This is a genomic window from Paenibacillus doosanensis, assembly GCF_025060755.1.
Lineage (GTDB): Bacteria > Bacillota > Bacilli > Paenibacillales > NBRC-103111 > Paenibacillus_S > Paenibacillus_S doosanensis.
Genome location: NZ_JANYUY010000014.1, coordinates 13,807 through 38,900 on the forward strand (window position 1 = coordinate 13,807; position 25,094 = coordinate 38,900).

At 58.4% G+C, this 25,094-nt stretch carries 21 protein-coding genes; 20 read left to right on the top strand and 1 reads right to left on the bottom strand.

The window, feature by feature from the left end; genetic code table 11:
* The first annotated feature begins 60 nt into the window (after nucleotides 1-60).
* The 20 genes from pflB (at nucleotide 61) to N0M98_RS12430 (ending at nucleotide 24,125) form a co-directional block, all read left to right on the top strand.
* Nucleotides 61-2,337, top strand: coding sequence for a formate C-acetyltransferase (gene pflB, locus N0M98_RS12335; protein ID WP_249861232.1), 2,277 nt, complete (start codon nucleotides 61-63; stop codon nucleotides 2,335-2,337).
* Nucleotides 2,338-2,493: 156 nt separating this feature from the next.
* Entirely contained in the window at nucleotides 2,494-3,273 is a 780-nt protein-coding gene (gene pflA / locus N0M98_RS12340) for a pyruvate formate-lyase-activating protein (protein WP_249861233.1), read from the top strand.
* Nucleotides 3,274-3,697: 424 nt separating this feature from the next.
* Nucleotides 3,698-4,417 carry a G1 family glutamic endopeptidase gene (locus tag N0M98_RS12345; protein ID WP_249861234.1) on the top strand — a complete coding sequence of 240 codons (720 nt, stop codon included), beginning with the start codon at nucleotides 3,698-3,700 and terminating at the stop codon, nucleotides 4,415-4,417.
* A 243-nt stretch (nucleotides 4,418-4,660) separates the two neighbouring features.
* Nucleotides 4,661-5,689 (top strand): AraC family transcriptional regulator, encoded by a 1,029-nt coding sequence (locus tag N0M98_RS12350; RefSeq protein WP_259618051.1) that lies wholly within the window; start codon nucleotides 4,661-4,663, stop codon nucleotides 5,687-5,689.
* Nucleotides 5,690-5,898: 209 nt separating this feature from the next.
* Nucleotides 5,899-6,690 carry an SDR family NAD(P)-dependent oxidoreductase gene (locus N0M98_RS12355; protein ID WP_259618052.1) on the top strand — a complete coding sequence of 264 codons (792 nt, stop codon included), beginning with the start codon at nucleotides 5,899-5,901 and terminating at the stop codon, nucleotides 6,688-6,690.
* A gap of 350 nt (nucleotides 6,691-7,040) precedes the next feature.
* Nucleotides 7,041-8,033 carry a beta-ketoacyl-ACP synthase III gene (locus N0M98_RS12360; protein WP_249861237.1) on the top strand — a complete coding sequence of 331 codons (993 nt, stop codon included), beginning with the start codon at nucleotides 7,041-7,043 and terminating at the stop codon, nucleotides 8,031-8,033.
* Nucleotides 8,023-9,312, top strand: coding sequence for an ATP-grasp domain-containing protein (locus N0M98_RS12365; protein WP_249861238.1), 1,290 nt, complete (start codon nucleotides 8,023-8,025; stop codon nucleotides 9,310-9,312). The genes N0M98_RS12360 and N0M98_RS12365 overlap by 11 nt, the downstream gene beginning before the upstream one ends.
* Nucleotides 9,303-10,301, top strand: a complete 999-nt coding sequence (locus N0M98_RS12370) for an NAD-dependent epimerase/dehydratase family protein (RefSeq protein ID WP_249866422.1) — start codon at nucleotides 9,303-9,305, stop codon at nucleotides 10,299-10,301. Before N0M98_RS12365 ends, N0M98_RS12370 begins: the two co-directional genes overlap by 10 nt.
* Nucleotides 10,294-11,145, top strand: a complete 852-nt coding sequence (locus N0M98_RS12375) for an MBL fold metallo-hydrolase (protein WP_259618053.1) — start codon at nucleotides 10,294-10,296, stop codon at nucleotides 11,143-11,145. The genes N0M98_RS12370 and N0M98_RS12375 overlap by 8 nt, the downstream gene beginning before the upstream one ends.
* Nucleotides 11,142-12,503 carry a F390 synthetase-related protein gene (locus N0M98_RS12380; RefSeq protein WP_259618054.1) on the top strand — a complete coding sequence of 454 codons (1,362 nt, stop codon included), beginning with the start codon at nucleotides 11,142-11,144 and terminating at the stop codon, nucleotides 12,501-12,503. The genes N0M98_RS12375 and N0M98_RS12380 overlap by 4 nt, the downstream gene beginning before the upstream one ends.
* A 564-nt stretch (nucleotides 12,504-13,067) precedes the next feature.
* Nucleotides 13,068-13,907: an SDR family oxidoreductase gene (locus N0M98_RS12385; protein WP_259618105.1), complete on the top strand. Its 840-nt coding sequence runs from the start codon at nucleotides 13,068-13,070 to the stop codon at nucleotides 13,905-13,907.
* A gap of 420 nt (nucleotides 13,908-14,327) precedes the next feature.
* Nucleotides 14,328-15,422, top strand: a complete 1,095-nt coding sequence (locus N0M98_RS12390; RefSeq protein ID WP_249861241.1) for a putative 2-aminoethylphosphonate ABC transporter substrate-binding protein — start codon at nucleotides 14,328-14,330, stop codon at nucleotides 15,420-15,422.
* A gap of 64 nt (nucleotides 15,423-15,486) precedes the next feature.
* On the top strand, nucleotides 15,487-16,545 hold the full coding sequence (locus tag N0M98_RS12395; protein ID WP_249861242.1) for an ABC transporter ATP-binding protein: 1,059 nt from the start codon (nucleotides 15,487-15,489) through the stop codon (nucleotides 16,543-16,545).
* The gene (locus N0M98_RS12400; protein WP_259618055.1) at nucleotides 16,542-18,254 is read left to right on the top strand and encodes a putative 2-aminoethylphosphonate ABC transporter permease subunit; all 1,713 of its coding nucleotides are present in this window, start codon (nucleotides 16,542-16,544) and stop codon (nucleotides 18,252-18,254) included. Before N0M98_RS12395 ends, N0M98_RS12400 begins: the two co-directional genes overlap by 4 nt.
* Nucleotides 18,255-18,329: 75 nt before the next feature.
* A complete protein-coding gene (gene phnX, locus N0M98_RS12405; protein WP_249861243.1) occupies nucleotides 18,330-19,127 on the top strand; it encodes a phosphonoacetaldehyde hydrolase in 798 nt (265 codons plus the stop codon).
* Complete coding sequence (gene phnW, locus N0M98_RS12410; RefSeq protein ID WP_259618056.1) at nucleotides 19,124-20,305, top strand: 2-aminoethylphosphonate--pyruvate transaminase; 1,182 nt, start codon at nucleotides 19,124-19,126, stop codon at nucleotides 20,303-20,305. Before phnX ends, phnW begins: the two co-directional genes overlap by 4 nt.
* A 97-nt stretch (nucleotides 20,306-20,402) precedes the next feature.
* Nucleotides 20,403-21,209: a DeoR/GlpR family DNA-binding transcription regulator gene (locus tag N0M98_RS12415; RefSeq protein ID WP_259618057.1), complete on the top strand. Its 807-nt coding sequence runs from the start codon at nucleotides 20,403-20,405 to the stop codon at nucleotides 21,207-21,209.
* 160 nt (nucleotides 21,210-21,369) lie between these two features.
* The gene (locus N0M98_RS12420; protein WP_259618058.1) at nucleotides 21,370-22,407 is read left to right on the top strand and encodes an extracellular solute-binding protein; all 1,038 of its coding nucleotides are present in this window, start codon (nucleotides 21,370-21,372) and stop codon (nucleotides 22,405-22,407) included.
* The gene (locus tag N0M98_RS12425) at nucleotides 22,352-23,056 is read left to right on the top strand and encodes a Gfo/Idh/MocA family protein (RefSeq protein ID WP_375295478.1); all 705 of its coding nucleotides are present in this window, start codon (nucleotides 22,352-22,354) and stop codon (nucleotides 23,054-23,056) included. The genes N0M98_RS12420 and N0M98_RS12425 overlap by 56 nt, the downstream gene beginning before the upstream one ends.
* Nucleotides 23,057-23,099: 43 nt before the next feature.
* Nucleotides 23,100-24,125 (top strand): sugar phosphate isomerase/epimerase family protein, encoded by a 1,026-nt coding sequence (locus N0M98_RS12430; protein ID WP_259618060.1) that lies wholly within the window; start codon nucleotides 23,100-23,102, stop codon nucleotides 24,123-24,125.
* Nucleotides 24,126-24,226: 101 nt separating this feature from the next.
* On the opposite strand, the gene N0M98_RS12435 is transcribed toward N0M98_RS12430, so the two are convergent.
* Nucleotides 24,227-25,087, bottom strand: a complete 861-nt coding sequence (locus N0M98_RS12435) for a polysaccharide deacetylase family protein (RefSeq protein ID WP_259618061.1) — start codon at nucleotides 25,085-25,087, stop codon at nucleotides 24,227-24,229.
* Nucleotides 25,088-25,094: the final 7 nt, after the last annotated feature.

Sequence of the window (25,094 nt, forward strand, 5' to 3'; positions counted from 1 at the left end):
TCGATTCTATGATCTGATCTTATCGTGCAAAGCTGAGATAATATTTTGGAGGTGCCTGTCATGGCAATGAAGGAAGCGGAGCTGCAGCAGCAGAAGCAGCAAGCATGGGAAGCGTATTACGAAGGGTTTCGCTCCGGCAAATGGAAGACCCATATCGATGTAAAAGATTTCATCGACCGGAACTTGACTCCCTATACCGGCGACGAAGCGTTTCTGGCCGGTCCGACGGAGGCGACCGTCGCGCTCTGGGAGCGAATCCGCGAGCTGATGAAGCAGGAGAATGCCAACGGAGGCGTGCTGGACATCGACGTGAACACGGTATCGACGATTACGTCCCATGCGCCGGGTTACATCGATCAGGAGAAGGAACAGATCGTCGGTCTCCAGACGGACGCTCCGTTCAAGCGCTCCGTGCAGCCGTTCGGAGGCATCCGGATGGTCGTGGACGCTTGCGAGGCGTACGGCTTCCAGCTGCCGGAGGAGATCGTCAAGCTGTTCACCGATATCCGCAAGACGCATAACCAGGGCGTATTCGACGCCTATACGACCGAGATGCGCACGGCGCGGAAGGCGGGCATCATTACCGGCCTACCCGACGCCTACGGGCGCGGCCGGATCATCGGCGATTACCGCCGCGTCGCCTTGTACGGCGTCGACCGGCTGATCGCGGCGAAGCGGGAAGAGCAGCTTCAGCTCGAAGTGGACGCGATGACCGAGGAGGTCATCCGCGCCCGCGAGGAGCTGTCCGAGCAAATCGCGGCGCTGCGCGAGCTGAAGCGGATGGCCGCCTCCTACGGCTGCGATATTTCCCGGCCGGCCGTGTCGGCCCAGGAAGCGGTGCAATGGCTGTACTTCGCCTACCTCGGCGCGATCAAGGAGCAGAACGGGGCCGCGATGAGTCTCGGCCGCGTATCCAGCTTCCTCGACATTTATATCGAGCGCGACTTGAAGGCAGGCAGACTGACGGAGGAAACCGCGCAGGAGCTGATGGACCATTTCGTCATGAAGCTCCGTATCGTGAAGTTTCTGCGCACGCCCGATTACAACGAGCTGTTCAGCGGCGACCCGACCTGGGTGACGGAATCCGTCGGCGGCATGGCGCTGGACGGAACGACCCGCGTGACGCGCAGCTCATTCCGCATCCTGCATACGCTGTACAACCTCGGGCCCGCGCCGGAGCCGAATTTGACGGTGCTCTGGTCACCGCGTCTGCCCGAGGCGTTCAAAGCTTACTGCGCCAAGGTGTCGATCGAGACAAGCTCGATTCAGTACGAGAATGACGATCTGATGCTGCCGCAATTCGGCGACGATTACGGGATCGCCTGCTGCGTATCGGCGATGCGGATCGGCAAGCAGATGCAGTTTTTCGGAGCCCGCGCGAATCTGGCCAAAGCGCTCCTCTACGCAATTAACGGCGGCGTGGACGAGAAGCTCGGCATTCAAGTCGGACCGGCCATCGCGCCGATCCTGAGCGAGACGCTCACGTACGACGAGGTCATGCCGAAATACGATATCGTGCTGGAATGGCTGGCCAAGCTGTATATCAACACGCTGAACGTCATTCACTATATGCATGACAAGTACAGCTACGAGCGGCTGGAGATGGCGCTCCACGACAAAGATATTTTGCGCACGATGGCATGCGGCATAGCGGGCTTGTCCGTCGTCGCCGACAGCTTGAGCGCGCTGAAATACGCCAAGGTCCGCCCGATCCGCAACGAGCGGGGCATCGCCGTCGACTTCGAGATCGAAGGCGAATACCCGCAGTACGGCAACAACGACGAGCGGGTCGACCGCATTGCCGTGGAGCTGACGGAAGCGTTCATCGCCAAGCTGCGCAAGCATAAGACCTACCGCAATGCGGTGACGACGATGTCCGTGCTGACGATCACCTCGAACGTCGTCTACGGGAAGAAGACCGGCAGCACGCCGGACGGACGCAAGGCGGGAGAGCCGTTCGCTCCGGGAGCCAATCCGATGCACGGCCGCGACCGCAAAGGCGCCTTGGCTTCGCTCGCTTCGGTAGCGAAGATTCCTTACGAGAGCAGCCTGGACGGCATCTCCAATACGTTCTCGATCGTCCCGAAGGCGCTCGGCAAGGAGCAGCAGGCGCGGGTGAACAATCTGGTCAGCCTGCTCGACGGCTATTCCGCGACCGGCGGCCATCATCTGAACGTGAACGTGTTCGACCGCGAGCATCTGCTCGACGCGATGGAGCATCCGGAGAATTATCCGCAGCTGACGATCCGCGTCTCCGGTTATGCGGTCAACTTCGTCAAGCTGACCCGCGAGCAGCAGCTCGACGTCATCCACCGGACGTTCCACGGATCAATCTGATTGGATCTGATCTGATCGTCTGATGAACAAGAAGAACTAGCTCAAGCGGAAACAGTCCGTAGAAACGCAAGCGTTCGCCTTCAACCCCGGATATCGGGCGGTTAGTCGTACCGGGCAATCCGGGAGGGGCGGCGCTCAAGGAAAGGAGCATACCGTATGAACGGCACTTTACATTCCCAACACAGTCACGCCGGAGCCGTCCACTCTCATACCGGCCGCATCCATTCGATCGAAACGTTCGGAACGGTCGACGGCCCGGGCATACGCTTCGTGCTGTTCATGCAGGGCTGCGCGCTGCAATGCCAATACTGCCATAATCCGGATACTTGGGATTCGGCCAAGGGCCGGGTCGTCACCGTAGACGAAATTCTCGGCGAGCTGGAGCCGTACCTGGAATATTACAGGCGCTCCGGGGGCGGCATTACCGTCACCGGGGGAGAGCCGACCTTGCAGGCCGCGTTCGTCGCCGCCTTGTTCACCGAAGTCAAGCGGCGCTGGGGGCTGCACACCGCCCTCGATTCGTCCGGCTTCTGCGAGCCCGACCATGTGCAGGAGCTGATGGAGGTGACGGATTTGGTGCTGCTCGACGTGAAGCATATCGATCCGGCGAAGCATACGGCGCTGACCAGTCAATCCAACGAGCGGACGCTGCATTTCGCCGAGCTGTTGTCCGCGCAGGGCAAACCGGTCTGGATTCGCCATGTGCTCGTCCCCGGCCTGACCGACGGCAGCGAGGATCTGAGGAAGCTCGGCGCTTTCCTGGGCAAGCTGACCAACGTCGAGAAGCTGGAGCTGCTGCCTTATCACCGGATGGGCGTATACAAATGGCAGCAGCTCGGCAGGCCTTATCCGCTGGAAGGCGTCGCCGAACCGGACGAACGCGAGGTGGAGCGGGCCAAGCGGCTGATTGCCCAGGGGATGGGCGGGAGTTGGTGAGCGGACGTGGAGCGTATTGGAACCATCTTATCCGAAACGCCTCCATGCAACCGATACAACCGATGCAACCGATACAACCGATGCAACCGATTATAATGAAAACAAGCGGTCCTTTCCGGATATATTCGGAGCGGGCCGCTTGTTCGCTGTTTCTGCGCTCTTGCTGTGCGGCGCCTTGGCGGAACGGATTGCTTGCCGCCGCGGCGCGCCTGTTTCATGCTCTTTGTGACAGCCGTCCGTGTCCGGCTCTCCCCGGTTCGAATAGCCATATGAAATAAACCTCCATCGGGGCTTTCGGCTTTCCAAGAAGCGAAGCGCCCGGTTATAAGCAGGTTTATTCGCCGATTGGAATACAGCGATGCGATCGCTGTAAAGGACTTAACATTCCGATGCGGCAGATAAAGGCGAACAGGTGGTGAAAGGTTTGGCGCGAAGCATACGGAAAGGCTCGTCGCCCTGCAAGCCGGTGTCTTCCAAGACGGGAATCCGGCAGAATGCGCTGGCGGCGGGGTGGACATCCGCCAACTGGTCGGGGTACGCCGTGAAGAAAACGAAAAAAAATTCATGCCGCAGCATCTCCGCCTATTGGAGGGTACCGCGGATAAGAGCAAGCGAGTCAGACAAATATTCCTCGACTTGGATCGGCATTGACGGATTCGGTAACTCCTCGTTAATTCAAACCGGAACCGAACAGCACTACAAGAACGGCAAAGCCCATTATTACGCCTGGTGGGAAATACTGCCTGCGGCCGAGACGAGAATCCCTCATAAGGTTTCGGCCGGCGATTGGATGTATGCGAGCATTTCCCGGCGAAGCGGCGCGAATCGATGGCGTATTGTCCTTGCCAATCGAACCCAAGGCTGGGTTTTCTCCAAAACGGTCGCCTACAGCGGACCGGCTCTTACCGCGGAATGGATCATGGAGGCGCCTTCGCTCAACAATCAGATAACCAATTTGGCCAAGTATACCCGGCTTCCGTTTACCAGGTGCCGCCTCAACCGGAGCAACCCGCGGCTCAAGTCTGCGCAGAGAGGCGTTATGGTTCAGAACGGCAAGACAGTCTCCACGCCGTCTCTTCCAAGCAAGAGCAAGGACGGCTTCTTCGCAGCCTACGGCTCCCGAACGCCCCGGCCACCGAAATAACCCGAAGCAGCGGCTTTGCGCCGGGCAGCGCTTTTCCAGATTCCAGTGGCTCTTCCGCGCTTTTTTCACCAGGCTTCAAAAGCCCGGCTGTTTCCCCGCGACATTTCAGTTTTAAGCCGACCTCCTTCCGGGGCGGCTTATTTGTATGGCTGTATGCCTTGGATGAAGAAAAGCGCATAATTAATGTATACTTATTAGTACCCGGAACGAATAGGTAAGCAGCTAAAAGGAGATCCATAAGCAATGAAATCCGACCGTATCAAATTTCCGCCGGGATTTTGGGCGGGATTGCAGCAATTGGGGATGGACCCGCAGGACGTAGCCCGCAAAGCGCGGCTGCCGCTCGCCGCAATTGCCGATGAGGCTGAAGTCACCGCCTCCCAATATTTCGCCGTCTGGCAAGCGTACGCCGATCTCGCAGGTGACGCGGCTGCGGGAATCGTCCGGCTCGTCACCGTCTTTGCAACGGCGCAATATCCGCCGACCGTCCTGGCTACCTATCATGCTCGCGACTATCGCGATGCCCTGAACCGGATGGCCCGGTATAAGCGGCTGTGTCCTCCGGAAAGCTTGCGGATAACCGAAGAGGGAGAGCGCTGTACCGTCGAATTGGAATGGATGCCCGGCAAGCGCCCCGTACCGCCGGTGCTGGTCGGCACCACGCTGGCCTTTCTTCTGGAGCTTGGACGGCGCGGCACGGGCCGGCCTATCACCGCAATGTCCGCGGAATTTACTCACTCGATGGGAGATGTACAGACCCTTGAAGCTTACTTCGGATGTCCTGTTCGGACGGGGGCGGCCGAGAACCGGTTGACGCTGCGCCGGAGCGACCTGGACCGCCCTTTTATATCGTATAACCAAGAGCTGCTGGAGATCCTGACTCCCGTGCTGGACCGCTCGCTGGATGAACAGATCAGCCGCTCCGTCTCTGATATGGTCAAGTGGTTTTTGAAGCGCAGCTTAACCGGAGGGCGCCTCGACATTCGGACTGCGGCGAGCGGGCTCGGCATGAGCGATCGAACCCTGCAGCGCCGCCTTACGGAGGAAGGGACAACGTTCAAGCAGCTGCTGTCGCAGGTTCGGCATGAACAGGCGCGGCAATATTTGACAGATCCTGAGCTTGATATAAAAGAAGTGGCGTTCTTGCTTGGATACGAAGACCAGAACTCGTTTTATCGCGCCTTTCGCAATTGGGAAGGCGACACGCCTTCCCGCTGGCGTTCCCGGCATATCGAGGCAAACCCGCGGTTACAGAGCACCAATCTCATCTAATTAACCTCACCTAATTCCGCCTGATCCGTCTCGCGCAGTTCCCGTATTTTTCCGAGTTTTCGCATTTGGCGGATTCAACAAGAAATTTGGCGCTGCGGGCTAGTTACGGAACGATCCGGACCAAGTAATATGATCTCTATCCTAAGCAAACCGGAGCAATCCGAAGCATTATACGTTTGCTGTGAATGACAACAAAGGAGATATCAGTTATGGATATGGGATTAAGGAACAAAACCGCGTTGGTCACCGGATCGACCAGAGGCATAGGGAAAGCCATTGCCGTTGAACTTGCCAGAGAAGGCGCCGATGTACTTGTTAACGGACGGAATCGTGACGAGGTCGAAAGAACGGTAAGCGAATTGAAATCGGAGTTCCCGTCGACTTCTCCGCAGAACGCTGCCGCCGATATTGCAAATAAGGAGCAAAGGGCAGCTTTATTTGAGAAGTTTCCCCGCGTCGACATCCTGGTCAACAATATGGGGATTTACGAAATCATGTCCTATGAGGACGTTGACGACGCGGTGTGGGAAAGGTATTTTCGTACGAACGTGCTCGCCGCCAACGCATTGTCTAAATTTTATCTGCCCGCCATGTTGAATAACAATGACGGACGAATTATTTTTATCGCCAGCGAAGAAGCGGTAATGCCTTCGGGGCAGATGCCTCAGTACGCAATGACCAAATCGATGCTGTTATCGCTGTCCAAAAGCCTGTCCAAACTGACGATAGGCACGGAAGTCACATCCAATGCAATTATGCCGGGACCGACGCTTTCCGAAAATGTATATCAAATTATCGACGGCCTGTTTCCGGACGATATGGCTTTTTCGGAAAAGGAGAAACAATTTATGGCGGCAAACCTGCCTCAATCCGAAATCCAGCGCTTTATCAGACCTTCCGAAATAGGCAGGCTGGCCGCATTCGTATGCAGCCCTTATGCATCCGCGTTTAAAGGTTCCGCCATCCGAATGGACGGGGGTATGGTGCCTACGATTTTTTAATGGTAACGGCTCGGGTTTGGCTGCTTCCGGGACATAACCCGCCGGCCAAGCCCGTAGTACCGTAGTAAGCAGCTTAAAAACGCCTGTCGTCTTGAACGTCGCGCAGCACCGCGATGCCGACGAACGCTTGATGAGGACGCCTTAAGGGCGTCTTTTTGTTGTTGCTTTAGTTAGAGGCAGCCGCGAAATCTGCGGGGTCTTAGAAAAAGATAGTACTTTCAGCATTTCAGGAATCGTCTACAATAAGGTATAACAAAGATTCGACGCTTCTAGACTGTCGATCGCTTCCTTCTCTTATGTCGCACAGCTTTAAGAGAAGTTACGCAGGGAGAGCATAAGGAGGTTCGACTATGCATATCAGAAATATTAAAATAAGAAGCACAGGCAAATATTTGCCGAAAAAGATCGTGACCGCCCGGGAGATGGATGAGCGGCTCGGCGTGCCCGCAGGCTGGGTCGAGAAAAAATCCGACGTGGTGCGGCGGCATTTCGTCGAGGATGAGACCGCCTCGCAGATGGGGGCTTACGCTGCGACCGAAGCGATGAAGCAAGCCGGTCTGCGCTTCGGCGACATCGATTGCCTGGTGTGCGCCAGCGGCACGATGGAGCAGCCGATTCCGAGCACGGCTTCGCTGATTCAGCGGGCGCTCGGCGAGGAGCAATCCGGGGTGCCCTGCTTCGATATTAATTCCACCTGCCTCAGCTTCCTGACCGCCCTCGACGTCATGTCGTATATGGTAGCGTCAGGCCGCTACCGCCGCATTCTGCTCGTATCGAGCGAGATCGCCTCGATCGGGCTTAACTGGTCGGATAAGGAGAGCGCAGCGCTGTTCGGCGACGGGGCGGCGGCGGTGATCGTCGAGGGAGCGGAACAAGGCGAAGGCTCCCGCATCGTCTGCTCGGCGATGAAGACGTACAGTCAAGGCGCGCATTTGTCGCAAATCCGCGGCGGCGGCACGGGCGCTCACGCCTTGTCCGCGCAGGAGGAGGAGGCGTTCCTGTTCGAGATGGACGGCCAGGCGATTTATAAGATGGCGGCGCGCATTTTGCCCGGCTTCGTCGATTCGCTGCTTCGGGAAGCGGGCTGCTCGATCCAAGATATCGAACTCGTCATCCCGCATCAGGGCAGCGCGATGGCGATGCGGCTCATCGGCCGAAAGCTCGGCATCGCGCGCGAGCGGCTGATGTTCATCACGCCGACGCACGGCAATACGATCGCCGCGTCGATCCCGATGGGGCTGCATGAAGCGATCCGTCAAGGGCGGATTGCGCGGGGATCGCGGATCATGCTGCTCGGGACGTCGGCAGGGTTGTCCGTCGGAGGGATGATCCTTGACTATTAGCGGGCAGGCCGGATCGCCGGAGCGGAAGGAACCGGCAGGCAGGCGCATTCTGCTCACCGGCGGCCGAGCGCCCGCGACGCTCGACCTGGCAAGGCAGCTCGCGGCGAACGGCCACGCGGTCTACGTGGCGGAGAGCTGCCCGGAGCAGCTGTGCAAGCGCTCGCGCGCCGTGCGGCGCAGCTACCTGGTGCCGGAGCCCGCGGCGAATCCGCGGGCCTATGCGGCGGCGCTGCGGGACATTGCCGCGGCCGAGCGCATGGACTGGCTGCTGCCGATGTGCGAGGAGCTGTTCTATGTCGCGGCCGGGCTTGACGAGCTGCAGAGCGTCTGCCGCGTCCTGGCCGAGCCGCCTGGGAAGCTTAGGCGGCTGCACAGCAAGTGGGAGTTCATCAGCCGTGTGCAGGAGCTCGGCTTGTCCGCTCCGCAGACGCATTTGCTGTCGTCGCCGCAGGAGCGCGCCGCCTTCATGGCAGAGGAGGCGGAGCGGGCGAAGCGGCGGCGGGAGGCCGGGGAGCCGGATGCGGCGAAGTGGGTATTCAAGCCGGTCTTCTCCCGTTTCTCCAGCAAGGTCGTCATAGCGGAGGTGAAGGCAAGCGGCTGGCAGCCGGATTCCCGGCTGGCTGCCCTGCCCGTGACGGGCGAAGAGCCGTGGGTGGCGCAGCGGTATATCGAAGGGACGGGCTACTGCAGCTACAGCATCGCCCAGCAAGGGACGATAACGGCGCATGCCGTCTATCCCGTGCGCTTTACGGCCGGACGCGGCGCCTGCATCAGCTTCGAGCCGGTCAAGCATCCGGGAATCGACCGCTGGACGGAGCGGTTCATACGCGAGGAAGGCTTCACCGGCCAGATCGCCTTCGACTTCATCGAAGACCGCGAGGGCGGGCTATATCCCCTCGAATGCAATCCGCGGGCGACGAGCGGCATTCATCTGTTCCGGCCGGAGGACCGGCTGGACCGGGCGCTCATGCCGGAGGAAGGGCAGCCGCTACCGGAGCGGATCGAACCGCAAGCTTCCCGCAAAGCAATGATCGCCGCAGCGATGCTGAGCTGCGGCGCGGTCGCCCTGCTCAAGGACTTTTCCCGCGAGCGGCTCGGGTCATGGCTGCGAATCATGACGGGAGGGCGGGATGTCGTCTTCAGGGCGAACGATCCGGGCCCTCTCTGGCAGCAGTTCCGGCTAGTGTATTGGAATCTGCGCGTCGGCGCCCGGCATCGCATTTCGGTGATGGAAGCGTCCACGAAGGATATTGAATGGAACGGCGGTGAATTAAGGTGAAGGTGCTGGTCACCGGTGCAACGGGTTTTTTAGGCAAGCATTTGGCGGTGGCTCTGCACAAGCTCGGCCACGAAGTCACGGCTGCGGGGCGGAATGCGCAGGCCGGAGCGGAGCTGGCCGCGCAGGGCATCGCGTTTCTGCCTTGCCGCCTGGAGGATACGGCTCAGACCGTAAGGAGCTGCTTCGGGCAGGATATCGTCTTTCACTGCGGGGCGCTGTCTTCGCTGTGGGGCAGCTATAACGATTTCTATGAAAGCAATGTAACGGGCACTCGCAACGTGATCAAGGGATGTACGGAAGGCGGCGTACAGAGGCTTATTTACGTTTCAACGCCGAGCATCTATTTCGATTATACCGATCGCTTGAGCATTGCCGAATCCGCTCGGCTGCCTCGCCGCGCGGCCAATGCCTATGCCGAGACCAAAAGGCTCGCCGAGCAGGACATCGATGCGGCCTTTCGCTTGGGGCTGGCTGTCGTTACCGTTCGTCCGCGGGCGATTTTCGGTCCGGGCGACCGGGCAATCGTACCGCGGCTCATCGAGGCCAGCCGTCAAGGGAAGCTGCCGCTCATTAGGGGCGGCCGCGCCGTTCTCGATCTGACCTATGTGGATAATGCGGTACAGGCGCTGCTGCTGTGCATGACGGCGCCTTCTTCCGTGCTCGGGCGCAAGTACAATGTTACGAACGGCGAACCGCAGCCGTTCATTGAGGTGCTGAACTATTTGTTCGAACGGCTGGGCGAGCCGCTCCGCAGCCGGAAGCTTCCGTACCGGGCGGCTTACGCGCTGGCGGGTTTGCTGGAGGCCGCCGCCAAGCTTTCCGGCAGCGGCAAGGAGCCGCTGCTAACTCGCTACAGCGTCGGACTGCTTGGCCGCAGCCAGACGCTCGACATTACGGCGGCGAGAGAGGAGCTCGGCTATCGGCCGCAGGTCACTGTGAAGGAAGGGATTGACGCTTATGCCGCTTGGTACCGGAGACAACATGATTAAGCTGGATGTCGCATGCTTCGTGCTGGAGGCCGGCTGCTGCACCCATCCTCAATGGGTTACGCTGCGCGGCGGAAGCCGCCGTCCTGTCCGCTTCCCCGCTCTGTTCGCGCTGATCGAGCATCCGCGCCTCGGCTATATGCTGTTCGATACCGGGTATACGCAGCGGTTTTTCCGGGAGACGGCCCGCTGGCCATACTCGCTCTACGCGAAGATGACGCCCGTTCGCTTCACGGAGAGGGAGAGCGCGGTACAGCAGCTTCGGCGTAGAGGAATCGAGCCGGAGGCGGTGCGGCACATTATTATCTCGCATTTCCATGCGGATCATGTCGCCGGGCTGAGGGATTTTCCGAACGCCGACTTCCTGTTCTTGCAGGAGGCGTATGACGCCGTCCGCCGCCGTACGGGCTGGAACGCCGTTATGGCGGGGTATCTGCCCGGCTTATTGCCGGACGATTTCGAGGCGAGGGCGCAGCCGATAGATGAAAGCAAGCAGGCCGAGCTGCCGCCGGGTTTCCCGTTCGAGCGCGGCCTCGATCTGTTAGGGGACGGCAGCCTCATCGCCGTCGACGTGCCGGGACATGCCGCCGGGCAAATCGGCCTTCTGCTGTCTGCCGGAGGCGAAATGCATTTTCTATGCGCGGATGCGGTATGGAGCAGTCTCGCATATCGGGAGAACCGGCCGCCGCATCCTTTGGCAGGACTGATTATGTCCGACCGCCGCAAGTATAAGGATAGCTTCGAGCGGGTCCGCCGGCTGCATAAGCTGTATCCGGACATCCGGATTGTTCCGTCCCATTGCGAGGAGATGGAACGGTCCCTTGTTCGGGGAGGGGGCTCGGTATGATCGACAAGCTGATTGTAGTCTGGCATTATGCGCTGACCAAGTACCGGATGCGGCGAAGCCGCGAACGGGAGCGGGTGGAGAAGCGGCAGGAGAAGCGTATCCGCCGGCATATCCGCTTCGTGCGGAAGCGCTCCGCCTATTACCGCGAGCTGTGGCGGGGGCTTCCCGATTCGGCGTGGCGCAGCTTCCCTGTCATCGGGAAAACGGAAATGATGGAGCACTTCGACCGCCTCAATACGGCGGGCGTCTTGAAGGAGCAAGCTTTCGCGCTCGCGCTGCGGGCGGAGCAAACCCGCGATTTCACGCCGATGCTCGGCTCCGTGACGATAGGGCTGTCCTCCGGCACGTCGGGCAGCCGCGGCTTGTTTCTTGTGAGCCGTTACGAACGCATGGCCTGGGCGGGCACGATCCTGGCCAAGGTACTGCCCCGCTCGCTGCTCCATGCCGAGCGGGTCGCCTTCTTCCTCCGCGCCGACAGCAATCTGTACGGCAGCGTCGGCAGCCGCAGGCTGCAGTTCCGGTTCTACGATCTGCTCGATCCGCTCCATGAGCATATCGAGCGCTTGAACCGGCAGCAGCCGAGTCTGCTTGTCGCCCCGCCGTCGCTCTTGCGGGCGCTGGCGGAGGCGGCGCAGGACGGCCGGCTGGCGATCCGGCCGGACAAGATCGTCGGGGTCGCCGAGGTGCTCGACCCGCTGGACGGGCGGCGCATCGAAGCAGCGTTCGGCCAGGCGGTGCACCAGATTTACCAATGCACAGAAGGGCTGCTGGCCTGCACCTGTCCGCACGGGACGCTGCATATCAATGAGGATATCGTCGCGGTGCAGAAGGAATATCTCGACGAAGAGCTGCGCAAGTTCGTCCCGATTATTACGGATTTCTCGCGGACGACGCAGCCGCTGATCCGGTACCGTCTGAACGATATGTTGACGGAACGGGCGGAGCCTTGTCCTTGCGGTTCGTCGCACTTGGCGCTGGAGCGGGTCGAGGGGCGCTGCGACGATCTATTTTATTTCCCGGCGAAAAGCGAGGCGAGGCGAATGGAGCCGCCGGTGCCGGTATTTCCCGATTTTATTAGCCGTGCGATCATTTCCTCCGCCGAGGAAGTGCTGGAGTATAAGGCTGTTCAGCATGCGGCGAACCGGGTAGAAATCTCGCTGCGGTTGAAGCCGGAGCATGCCGGGATATGGGATAGCGTCTGCGCGCGCATTACCGAAAGCATCGGCCGCTTATGCGATTCGCTCGGCTGCAGCGCGCCGCAGCTGCGCTATACCGAGCTGGCCTATGAGCTTGGGCCGCGCAAGCTGAGAAGGGTGGAGAGAAGATTCCAGCCGGAGGAGCGGCCGCTTTTATACTGAGATGCTAAAGGCATGGTGAACAAGTGGCCGGAGAGTCGATAAAGAGTTGAAATAGCATAAGCGTTCGCTTTTTTCTGCGGATTGCAACCCATTTAAGGGACATTTATTCAAGAAATTCGGGACGGGCAGCGATCGGAGCATACGCAGTAGCACGGAAAATCTGCGCTGTAAAGGCGAGCGCTAACGCTTCTACAGTGGCGGAGTAAAGTCGCAACGGACACAGGGGCCGTTATATAAACCATAGCGGCCATTTTGGATTTCTAACGGACACAGATGCAGCTATTTGTTGACAAAGCCTCCATAGAAAGCGATACGGAGCTATGTAAGCGCTGTGATGTCCGTCCCTCGTTTCAAAAACGTCTGTTTTCGACGAATTTAGCTCACCGGTGTCCGTTAAACTTGGAAATGATTTGATGCTTGGTTCCGGGGGCTATACCTCCTGAGAACCGCGGACTTTTTCACCGCACTCTTAAGAAAAGGAGGGGTTTGCTCTTGGACACGAGTCAGAAGCATCCGCAGCTTAAGCGCAGCGGAGACGGGCAGGACGGACAGAGCGAAAGGCCGGTGGCATGCATAACAGGGGCGTCCAGCGGCTTCGGATTGTTAATGGCGCTGGAGCTGGCGAAAGCCGGCTACAGGGTGATCGCAACGATGCGCGATACGGCGAATAACGGGCTGCTGCTTCGGCGTGCGGAAGAAGCGGGCGTTGCGGAGCGGATCGACTGTTTGCCGCTCGATGTAACCGACCACCCGGCGTGCGAAGAGACGATCGCGCATATACGGTCCGCCTACGGCCGGATCGACGTGCTCGTCAATAATGCGGGGATGGCCATCGGAGGCAGCATCGAAGAGATTCCGATGGAGGAGTGGAAGCGGCAGATGGACGTCAACGTCTTCGGACTCATCGCGATGACCCGGGCGGCGCTTCCTGTTATGCGCGAGCAGCGACGGGGCACGATCATTAACATCGGCAGCGTGAGCGGAAGAGTCGGCTTCCCCGGATACGGACCCTATGCGGCGTCCAAATTCGCGGTGGAGGGGTTCAGCGAATCGCTGCGCCTGGAGATGCTGCCGTTTGGCGTCCACGTCGTGCTGGTCGAGCCGGGAGCGTACCGGACCGATATATGGTCCAAAGGCTTCGACCATATGACGGCGCGGTTTCGGGAGGACTCGCCCTACGCGCGGTTTCTGGGAGCCGTTCTGCGCTATTCGCGCAATGTCGCCCGGACCGCAGGCGAGCCGCAGGATGTCGCCCGAGCCGTCGTCCGCATCGCCGGCTCCCGCTATCCCCGGCTGCGCTATCCGCTGGGGCGGGGAGCGGCGTTGTCGATCGCAGGCAAGACGCTGCTGCCTTGGAAATGGTTCGAGCGGCTGCTGCTGCGGGAGCTGGAGAAGGGGGATTAGCTGAAGACGAGAGGAACCTAACCTTCGTCGAACGCTGCTGCAATTGCGATAGGGGAGGACGCCGGCAGGAGGTTCCTCCGGGCATGCCCTACCATGCCGCGATAAAAGCCAATACATATACTATGATTTCCTCGAGCAGAGTTAGCCGACTCTCTCGGGGATTTTTTTGTATTCGACATAAGATGGGAACCGATTGCCGTGCAACGCATTTTGAGCATCGCGTAAATAATGAACCATCGAAAATCCGGCAAAACGGGCCGCGGGCCGCATCTTCCTCTGTTAGATTGACATGAAAAACAACTAAAAACAACGAAAAACTATTAAAAACACAATCTTAATATGGGTTTAACACTCGTATTACAATTCGCTTTTATAGTTAGAAACAAGCAGTCATCTTAAAAAAACGAGGGAGAGATTAGCTTGAAAAAGTGGACGCATGTCATTGCGGCGGCATTAGTAACGATATCATTGACGGCAGGCTGTGCTGCCAAATCGGCGCAAACCCCGGCGGCGGGCGGTGCCGCTTCGGCGGACGCAAGCACGGCTAACCAGCCGGTCAAAAACAACGAAATTACGGTGTACACAGCGCTTGAGGACGATCAAATCAAGTCTTATCTCGAATCGTACAAAAAGAAATATCCCGACATGAAGGTCAACATCGTTCGCGACAGTACAGGAGTGATAACGGCCAAGCTGCTGGCGGAAAAAGCGAATCCCGTCGCCGACGTCGTCTGGGGCACGGCGGCGACGAGTCTTCTGGTGTTAAGCCAGAACGACATGCTGGAGCCTTACGCCCCGCAAGGCGCGGACAAAGTGGTGCCGGAATTCAAGGATACGGCGAACCCTCCGAAATGGGTAGGCATCGACGCCTGGGAAACGGCGTTTATCGTCAACACGAAGGAGCTGGAGAAGAAACACCTCCCGGTCCCGAAATCGTATGCCGATCTGATCAAGCCGGAGTATAAGGGCATGATCGTAATGCCTCATCCTGCTTCATCCGGTACCGGCTTTCTCGATGTATCCGGCTGGATTCAGCTGATGGGCACAGACAAGGCTTGGGGATATATGGACAAGCTCCACGAAAATATCGCTTCCTACGTTCATTCCGGCTCCAAGCCGGCCAAGATGGCGGCTTCCGGGGAAGCGGCGATCGGCATCTCGTTCGGCTACCGCGGGCTTCAAGAGAAGAAGAAGGGCGCTCCGGTCGAGGTGGTGTTCCCGGAAGAAGGCTCCGGTTGGGACGTTGAAGCAAACGCATTGATGAAGAAAAAAGACATCAAGCCGGAAGCCAAGCAGTTTTTGGATTGGGCGATTTCCGAAGAGCCGATGCAGGAATATGCGAAAAATTACGCGATTCTTTCCGTGAAAGGCGACGGTAAAATCCCCGAAGGCTATACGCAGGACCCGCTGAAGCAGTTGATTCAATACGATTTGAATGCGGCGGCTAAGGACCGCGAAAGCATCTTATCGGACTGGGAGAAGCGTTACAGCGGCAAGAGCGAGCCCAAGAGCTGATTCAAGCTCGCCGAGCAGGGAATTCTCCGATCGAACAGCTAGCTATATAGGAGAGTGGTTACTTATGAAAAACAGCGATTTGACCGTGCGCGGCATTCACAAATCGTTCGGCGGGTTTCAAGCGCTGCGCGACATTCATCTCGATATTCCCAAGGGGCAGTTCACCTGCCTCCTGGGGCCGAGCGGCTGCGGCAAAACGACGCTGCTGCGCATTATTGCAGGCCTTGAGCGGCCGGATGCCGGCAAGATCGAGCTAAGCGGCCGCGATATTACCGCGCTGCCTCCGGCGAAGCGCAACTTCGGCATCGTGTTCCAATCGTACGCGCTGTTTCCGAACCTGACGGCGGCGCAAAATATCGCCTACGGCTTGAAGGGCAAGCTGCCGCGCAAGCAAATCGAAGAGAAGGTGCGGGAAGCGCTCGAGCTGGTCGATCTGCATCGGATCGAGGAGCGGTATCCCGCCCAATTGTCGGGCGGTCAACAGCAGCGCGTTGCCCTGGCCCGGGCAATTGTGATGTCGCCGGAGCTGCTGCTGCTCGATGAGCCTCTGTCCGCGCTGGACGCGAAGGTGCGGATCAAGCTGCGGCAGGAGCTCCGTGCGCTGCAGGAGCGGCTCGGCATCACGGCCGTGATGGTCACGCACGACCAGGAGGAGGCGCTCACGTTGGCGGATCGGATCGTCGTGATGAACAACGCGCAGGTGATGCAGAGCGGCTCGCCGCAGGAAGTGTACGAACGGCCCAACTGCCCGTTTGTAGCCGATTTTATCGGGGCGATCAACTTTTTGCCGGGTTCGCAGGTGGCCGGCTATCCGCAGCCGGAGGCGCTGCTTGCGGTGCGTCCCGAGCATATTCGGGTCGTAAGCTCCGGAAGAGGCGCGGCGGAGCATGACGTGCCGGTCATCGCCGGCTTGATTCGTCATGTCGAATTTCGCGGGCCTTACTACCGGATCGAGCTGCAATTGCTCAATGACAGGGAGGAGCCGGTCGATCAAGCGATGACGATCGACGTGTCCGTGCAGGCTTCCCAAAGCATGGAGCTGGTCAAGCATCGTAAGATGATGCTGACGCTTCCGCAGGAACGGCTGCTCGCCTTTGACCGGGAAGCGGCGGTGCTGCAATGAGAGCTCTCGCCCCGCGATGGCGGAAACGGCGCAGCTGGGGGGCGGGCGAAGGGGGGCAAGCGGCATTCATTGCGCTCATGCTGCTCATCCTGCTTATCGTTATGGCCGCCCCGTTGTACATGCTGTTCCGCCAAGCGTTTCAGAGCCGCGACGGCGCGTATGTCGGGCTGGACAATTTCCTGCAATACTTCGAGACGCCGGTTTGGAGTGGCGCCATCGGCCATACATTGTTCATTTCACTGAGCACAACCGCCATTTCGGCCGTGCTTGCGTTTTTCTACGCTTATGCGCTCGCCCGCACCGATATGAAGGGCAGACGCTTGTATAAATCCGTCGTGCTGCTGCCGCTGTTTGCTCCGACGATGATGCACGGGATCGGCCTGATTTATTTGTTCGGCAAGCAGGGGCTGGCTACCCAAGGCCTGTTCGGTCTGCTGCCGTCCATAGACATTGAGCTGTACGGACCGACGGGAATCATTTTATCGGAAATCATCTATACGTTTCCGCAGGCGTTCCTTATCTTCTCCATTGCTCTGGCCATGACCGATTTCCGGCTGTATGAGGCGGCCGAATCGATGGGGGCCGGCAAAGCAAGAACCTTTGTTACCGTTACGCTGCCCAGTGTAAAATATGCGGCGATCAGCGCGCTGTTCGTCTGCTTTACGCTCAGCTTTACCGATTTTGGCGCGCCGGCGGTGGTCGGAGGGCAGTATTCGGTATTGGCGACCGATATTTACAAAAAGGTCATCGGCCAGCAAAACATGAGGATGGGAGCGGTAATCGGCATTCTGCTCACTCTGCCGGCCTTACTCGCCTTTGTTGTGGACCGGATGGTCACTAGCAAGCAGCAAGCGGTCCTTACGGCCAAGTCGACGCCGTATCAAGTATCGCCCGGACGGTGGCGCAATGCGATCGGCCATATGTATTGTCTGCTGATCGGCGGTTCGATTGTCCTGTTGACGGCCGTTGTCGTCTTGGCCTCGCTGGTGAAGGTATGGCCGTATAATTTGACGCTCGGCTGGAGTCATTACGACTTTTCCAATGTGGCCGGCGAAGGGCTGGCTCCGATCTGGAACAGTATCCGCATCTCGCTATTTACCGCGGCGGGCGGTACGGCCATGACCTTCTTGTTTGTTTACTTAATCGAAAAAATCCGCGTTTGGCCGGCGCTGCGCCAAGCAAGCTATTTCATCTCGATGCTGCCGCTGGCGCTGCCCGGGCTCGTCATCGGGCTCAGTTATATATTCTTTTTTAATGCCCCCGGCAATCCGCTTCATTTTTTATACGGCTCGATGGCGATTCTCGTGCTGGTGAACATCGTTCATTTTTATGCGGTGCCGTTCCTTACGGCTTCAACCGCGCTCAAAAAGCTGGATAAAGAATTCGAGCTCGTATCGGAATCGATGAATGTGCCGTTCTACAAAACATTGTTTCGTGTGACGATACCGATGTCGCTGCCTGCGATTATGGAAATGGCGATGTATTATTTCGTCAATTCGATGGTCACGGTATCCGCCGTTATTTTCTTATATGCGCCGGACCTGAAGCCGGCTGCGATTGCCATCGTCAATATGGACGACGCGGGAGATATCGCTCCTGCAGCGGCGATGTCGGTGCTGATCGTGGCGGTGAACGTCGCTGTGCGTTTGCTGTACGAGGCGGGAACGTTCCGGCTTCGCAGAAGGATGGAGGCCTGGCAGCGCAAGTAACGTTTCTCAGGGACTCTTATTGGAGCTTCTTAAACGGCAGGAATAACTATTTTTTACCAAAAGGGGAAGATCGACATGATTCAAGCGGTTATATTGGATTGGGCAGGAACGATGGTTGACTACGGATGCTTCGCGCCGGTAGCGGCTTTTATGAAAGTATTCGAGGAAAGAGGCATTGGAGTGACCCAGGAGGAAGTGCGCAAGCCGATGGGCATGCTGAAGAAGGACCATCTTCGCGCAATTTGCGAAATGGATCGCGTCGCAGTGCTATGGCAGGCCCAATACGGCCGGACGCCGAACGAAGCGGATGTCGATTCGCTGTACGGCGATTTCGAGCCGATGCTGTTCTCGATCCTGCATCGGTATGCGGAGCCGATTCCGGGCGCGGTGGATATGGCCGAACGGCTGCGCAAGCAGGGCATTCGGATCGGCACGACGACAGGCTATACGAGGGAGATGATGAACGTCGTCGCCCCGGAAGCGGCCAAGCGCGGTTACGAGCCGGACGGGATCGTTTGTCCGGATGAGGCGGCGGGAGGACGTCCGCTGCCGTGGATGCTGTATCAAAATGCGATCCGGCTCGGCGTGTATCCGATGAAGCATCTCGTCAAATGCGGAGATACGATCAGCGATATGATGGAAGGCGCGAATGCGGGCGTATGGACCGTCGGCGTACTGAAGGGCGGCAGCGAGCTCGGCATGACGGAGCAGGAGGTGGAAGCCTGCGATCCGGAGGAATTGAGCCGCCGTCTGGATCAGATCGAGAGCGGCTTCCGTGCGGCCGGGGCGCATTACGTCATTGAGACGATCGGCGAGCTCGATCGTGTCGTAGCGCAAATTAATGAGCGGCTGGCCAAGGGGGAACGTCCATGAATCGCGCTATCCATGAAGGGCAAGAAAGCTTTGGCGGGCAGCAAGCGAAGCAAGCGCAGGAAGCGCTCCCGACGCTGCCGAACAATCCGTATTTATTGCTGACGCCGGGGCCGCTTAGCACGACCCCCAGCGTCAAGGCCGCGATGCTGCGCGACTGGTGCACGTGGGATGACGACTACAACTCGCTCGTGCAGAGCATTCGCCGCCGGCTGACGCGGATGGCGAGCCGCCGTGATCCGGAAGCGTACACCTGCGTCCTGATGCAGGGCAGCGGCACGTTCAGCGTCGAGTCCGTGATCGGCACGGTGCTGCCGGAAGGCGGCAAGCTGGCGGTGCTGGCGAACGGCGCCTACGGCCAGCGAATCGCGGCCATTGCCCGGACGCTGCGCATCCCGGTAGCCGTCGCCGACTTCGGCGAGATCGCGCCGGTGAGCGCGGAGCGGCTGGAGGCGCTGCTTGCCGAGCAGCCCGACATCACGCATGTTGCGGTCGTCCATTGCGAGACGACGACCGGGATTTTGAACCCGATCGCGGACATTACGCGCACCGCGAAGCGGCACGGGCTGATCACGATCGTCGATGCCATGAGCAGCTTCGGCGGCGTTGACATCGATATGGCGGAGCTGGACATCGATTTTCTGATCAGCAGCAGCAACAAGTGCATCCAGGGGGTTCCGGGCTTCGGCTTTATTTTGGCGCGGAGGGCCGCGTTGGAAGCCTGCGCGGGACAGGCGCGCTCCTTGTCGCTCGATCTGTACGACCAATGGAGCACGATGGAGAAGCATAACGGCAAGTGGCGGTTCACCTCGCCGACCCATGTGGTCAGAGCGTTCGATCAAGCGTTGATCGAATTGGAGCAGGAAGGCGGCGTCAGCGCGCGAAACGCGCGATACGCGGAAAATCAGCGCCGGCTCACCGCCCGGCTGGAGCGGCTCGGCATCCGGCCGCTGCTGGCCCGGGAATGGCAGTCGCCGATCATCACGGCCTTCTATTATCCCGAGACGGATAAATTCTCGTTTCAAGAGCTGTATCGTCGTTTGAAACAGGCCGGTTACGTGATCTATCCCGGCAAAATATCCGCCGCCGACACGTTCCGTATCGGCAACATCGGCGATGTCGCGCCGGATCAAATCGACGAGCTGGCCAGCGCGATCGAGTCGCAGCAATTTTGGACATAACGAGCATGGGGGACCGAGCCGCAGCGGAACGATGTTGATCCGGTTCAACAGCTGGTATACTTATAGTTGATTACTGAAGGCATTGGAGGCTGCACGCGTGTCGTTGAATGGCGAGGAAAGAAAACAGACCATCCTGAACCTGCTTCAGATACAAGGCAAAGTAAGAACGCCGGAGCTTGTGGAGCAGCTGGAGGTTTCCGCGGAAACCGTGCGCCGTTATTTGGAAGAGCTGGAGTTTGAGAACAAGCTGAAGCGCGTTTACGGCGGAGCGATCAGGATTCATTTTGAGCGGGAGGAGCCGTCCCATTTCAAGCGGGAGGTGCTGCATGCGGAGGAGAAGAGGCGGATCGGGCGGGCTGCCGCCGATTTCGTTCAGGATAAGGATGTCATCGTGCTGGACGACGGTACGACGGCGCTGCATATGATCGAATTTCTTCTGGGTAAACAAGGAATTACCGTTCTCGTTTCTTCCGTTCCGGCTTTGAATCTGCTCATTGATTATAAAAATAAGGGGATGTTCTCCGGCGAAATTGTATTCATCGGCGGACGGGTGAATGCGGCCCATTACCGGGTGAGAGGGGCGGCGGCGCAGCATTTTATGAGCTCCTTCCATGTCGACAAGGCGTTCGTCGTAGCCGACGGCATTCGGCTGGACAAAGGCATTACGAGCTATGACGATGAGCGCGGCCTGCTGTCGCGGATGTTTCTGAAGCAGGCGGACCAGGCGATTGTGCTCGGCGACCATTCCAAAATAGGGTCCGCCCATTTTTTCAAAATGGCCGATTTGAGCGAGGTCGATATGATCATTAGCGATGCTGCGCCTCCGGCCGAATGGCGGGAGAAGCTTGCGGAGCAGGGAATTCACTGGGTTGCAGCCGGCGAAGTCGACGGGCTTTCCTCATAGGGGAGCCCGTTTTTGTATATACCTATTCAAACTTACTCTAAACCCTAAATGCAACACAATACGATCGGATGAGAAATCAGAAGATCTGATCATGCTAAAGCGGATTCATTCTGTTACCCTTAGTGAAGAGAATACCATTAATTTTACTGGGGGGAACGGTATGAAGAAATGGATCAAATCGACGGCAGCGATGGCGCTGACGGCAAGTCTGCTTGCCGGATGCGGATCGCCGGGTTCCACGGCCTCCAAGGCGGAGGACGGCGCGCAGCAAGCATCCACGGGAGCGGCGGATCAGTTCAAAGAGAAGCTCAGCCTGAACTTGATGAGCATCACCTATGAAGGCGGAGGCTGGCCCGATAAGCATCCCATGATCGATTATTTGAACAAGAAATTCAACGTCGATCTGAAATTCCAATGGGTGCCGTCGGACAGCTATACGGAGAAGCTGGGCGTGCTGGCGGCGTCGAATTCGTTTCCCGATGCGTTCTTTATCGATATGAACAACTTTCTGAAATGGCGCGATAAAGGCGTGTTTCTCGACGTCAAGCCGCTGCTTGGCAATTACCCCAACCTGACCAAGGATATTAAGCCGGAAACGTTTGCTATTGGCAATCCGAGCGGAAAAATATACGGAGTGCCCGTGTATACGCCGGAAACCCGCGATACGTTGGTTATCCGCAAAGACTGGCTGGATAAGCTGGGGCTGAAATATCCGACGAACACCGACGAATTGTATAACGTGGCCAAGGCGTTCGCCAAAAACGATCCGGACGGCAACGGCAAAGAAGATACCGTCGGCTTCTCGACCTCGATCTCCGGGGGAACGACCTTCAACAACCTGGATTACTTGAAGTTCGCTTTCGGCTTGGCTAACGGCTGGAAGGAAGTGAACGGCGCCTTGGTTCCATGGCAGGTGCAGAACAAGGAATTGAAGGATTTCCTGGGCTATTTGCGCAAGGCGTATGCCGAGGGCGTGCTGGACAAAGACTTTGCGGTAAATAAAAATAACGATCCGAGCGTGAAGGCGGAAGCCAATAAATTGGGGATTCATCAGCTGGTGGCCACGGCGATTTATGCCGAAGGCTCCTCCGGCTCGGAGCTTAACATCAAGAAGACGGACCCGAACGCTCAATGGATGACGGGTGCGCCTCCCAAAGGGCGGCTCGATACTAGATATTCGCGCCGAGGAGAGCCATAGCGGCTCGCATGCGCAGTCTTCGAAGCGATGGGAGACGGCGGGCGGAGGGGCCTTGATGATTCTCGGCTCGCACCCGATCGCCGCGGCGATTCATCTGAAAAGCTTTGAGGGCCGCATGAAAGGGGAACGCCCCATCCGCGTCCGGTCGGTGGTTGCCGATATGGCGCCGATGACGAAAAGCGCCGCATACCAATCGGTGGAGCGGCACTGGATCGTGACGGATTGGGTCGATGTGGAGACGTGGGCCAGCGTGATCATCACGTTTACCGACGGGACCAAGGCGGTCGTGCTGGCCTCGTTCGCCGTACTGGGCGGCGTTCGCAACGTGATGGACATCTATACGTCCAACTCCGTCATCCAATGCAATATGACGCCGAACGACGGAGTGATGGTGTATGCTCCGAGCCCGGACGTCTTCGCCAATGAATTTATCGCCGAGAAGCTCGAAACGAAGGCTGGCTGGAATTTCGCCTCCTCCGACGAAGAATGGGCTCGCGGGTACATTCAGGAAATGCAGGACTTTATGGAGTGCATCGCGTGGGATAGGCAGCCTCTATCCGACGGGCAGCTGGCCAGAGACGTGCTGGAAGTGATCGATTCCGCGTACTTGTCTTATGAAACGGGGAAGCGGATTGATATTTTAAATTGAAGTTTCAAATTAAAATTCCAATAAGGAAGAGGAGAATCGCCCAATGAATCGTGCAGAGCTGAACGAAGTATCGCTTGCCAAGATGTACAAGCAAATTCCGACGCAGCATTATTTGCCGGATGACCGCAGGGGAGAGTATTATTCCGGGGACTACAAGCTGGGTGTCAACCTGTACAGCTTCAGCCATAATTTGTTCGCCTGGCTGCAGGGTACAAGCGCCGCGCCTCCGGCGGATACGCTGTCGCTCATCCGTTTTTGTAAAGAGATCGGCTGCGACTGCGTGGACGTCACCGGCTATTTCATTCCCGGGTATGAGAATTTGGCTATGCCCTCCAGGCCGGACAAGGACATATACGGCTATGCCGAAAGCATCCGAAGTCTATGCGAGGAGCTGGGGGTTGAAATTAGCGGCACGGGCGTCAAGAACGACTTCGCCGATCCCGATGCCGCCAGACGGGCTCTGGACGTGAAGCGAATCAAGTACTGGATCGACGTCGCCGCGGCGATGGGAGCGCCCGTCATGCGCGTGTTCAACGGCGAAATTCCGCAGGATATGCTATCTACCGACTGGGACACGGTCGCCCGCGAGCGGATCGTCCCCGCCCTGATCGAATGCGCGGACTACGGCGCCGCCAAGGGAGTCCGCATCGGCATGCAAAATCACGGGGACATTACCTCGACGGCCGATCAGGTCATCCGCATTCTTGAGTGGGCGGATCACCCCAATCTCGGCGTCGTCAACGATACCGGCTGCTACAAAACGTTCGGCGCCGCAACGGGCGACAGCTACGATTGGTACGACGACATCGAAGCCGTGCTGCCGTATACGTATAATTTTCAAATCAAGAGGCTGCCCGGCGGCCTGAATACGGAGACTCTGACGGATTTGGATGAGCTGTTCACGCGAATCCGCTACAGCGGTTACCGGGGGTATCTTCCTTTGGAGACGATCTGGTCGGGCGCGGACCCGCAGCATCCTTCCAAGCTGGCTGCTCCGCCTTACGAGCAGGTTCGCGATTTTTTCAATGAGATTCAAGCGGCGATGATTCGCACGAAAGTACGGAAGTAACCGTTCGAACGCAGCATCATAAGGGATGCTCTCAGCCTAAGGAAGCGATAGGCCGTGAGCATCCTTTGCTGTTGTTGGGCGTGCTCAGCCGTCCCCTGCCATCATGCCCTCCACGACCGCTGCAGCTCGCGAACCTCCCGCCATCCGATAAGGCTCAGACGCTCTCGGGCGATGACGTCCTGAACGTCCGGGTCGAGGAACAGATCGTATTCGCAGCGCCGGATCGGCCAAGTGCCGGTAATGGCCTTCAGCTCTTCGGTATCGAGCGACGGATGGAATAAGAGCTCCGTTAATCCGGGCTTCATCTCCCGAAGGAGCCGGATCGCAAGCTGCTTGATCGAATCGTAGTCCGGCGTCTCGGCATAAGTAAACGGCAGACTTAGAACCTCATGCGGATGGAGAATCCCTCTCTCCGCGGCCAGCCGTGCGACCAGCGCCTCCTTACCCGTCTTGTGCGCAGGGTTGGGCGAGAAGCGGATAGGCAGCGCGAACTGCGCGGCCAGCTCCACCAGCAGCTCATGATGATCCGGTCTAAGGCTGCCCATATGATTGTCGAGATGGGTCGGGTCAACCCCCATGCGGATCGCCAGCTCGATCTGCGCGGTCAGCTCCGACCGGACTTGTTCGGGGTCCGCCTTCGCCATATGAGCCGTGTTCGCGGGAAAATGGCCGAATTCGTCAACCAGCGTATCTACATTCCCGTTCCTCAGCACCGGCCCCCACTTGTAATGATCCCATTCGCTTGTCAGCGTCAGATGAACGCCCACGTCCAGCCGGGGATTGCGCGCAGCCGCCCGGGCGGCCTCCAGCGACCAGGGGCAGTTGACCATCAAGGTAGCGGATGTAATTGCCCTCTTTTCCAATAAGTTTAGAATGGCTTGATTGGTCGTATGACACATGCCGAAGTCGTCCGCATGCAATATGACGCACCGTTCCTCCTCCAAGCTCCGTATTTCCGCCATTGCCATC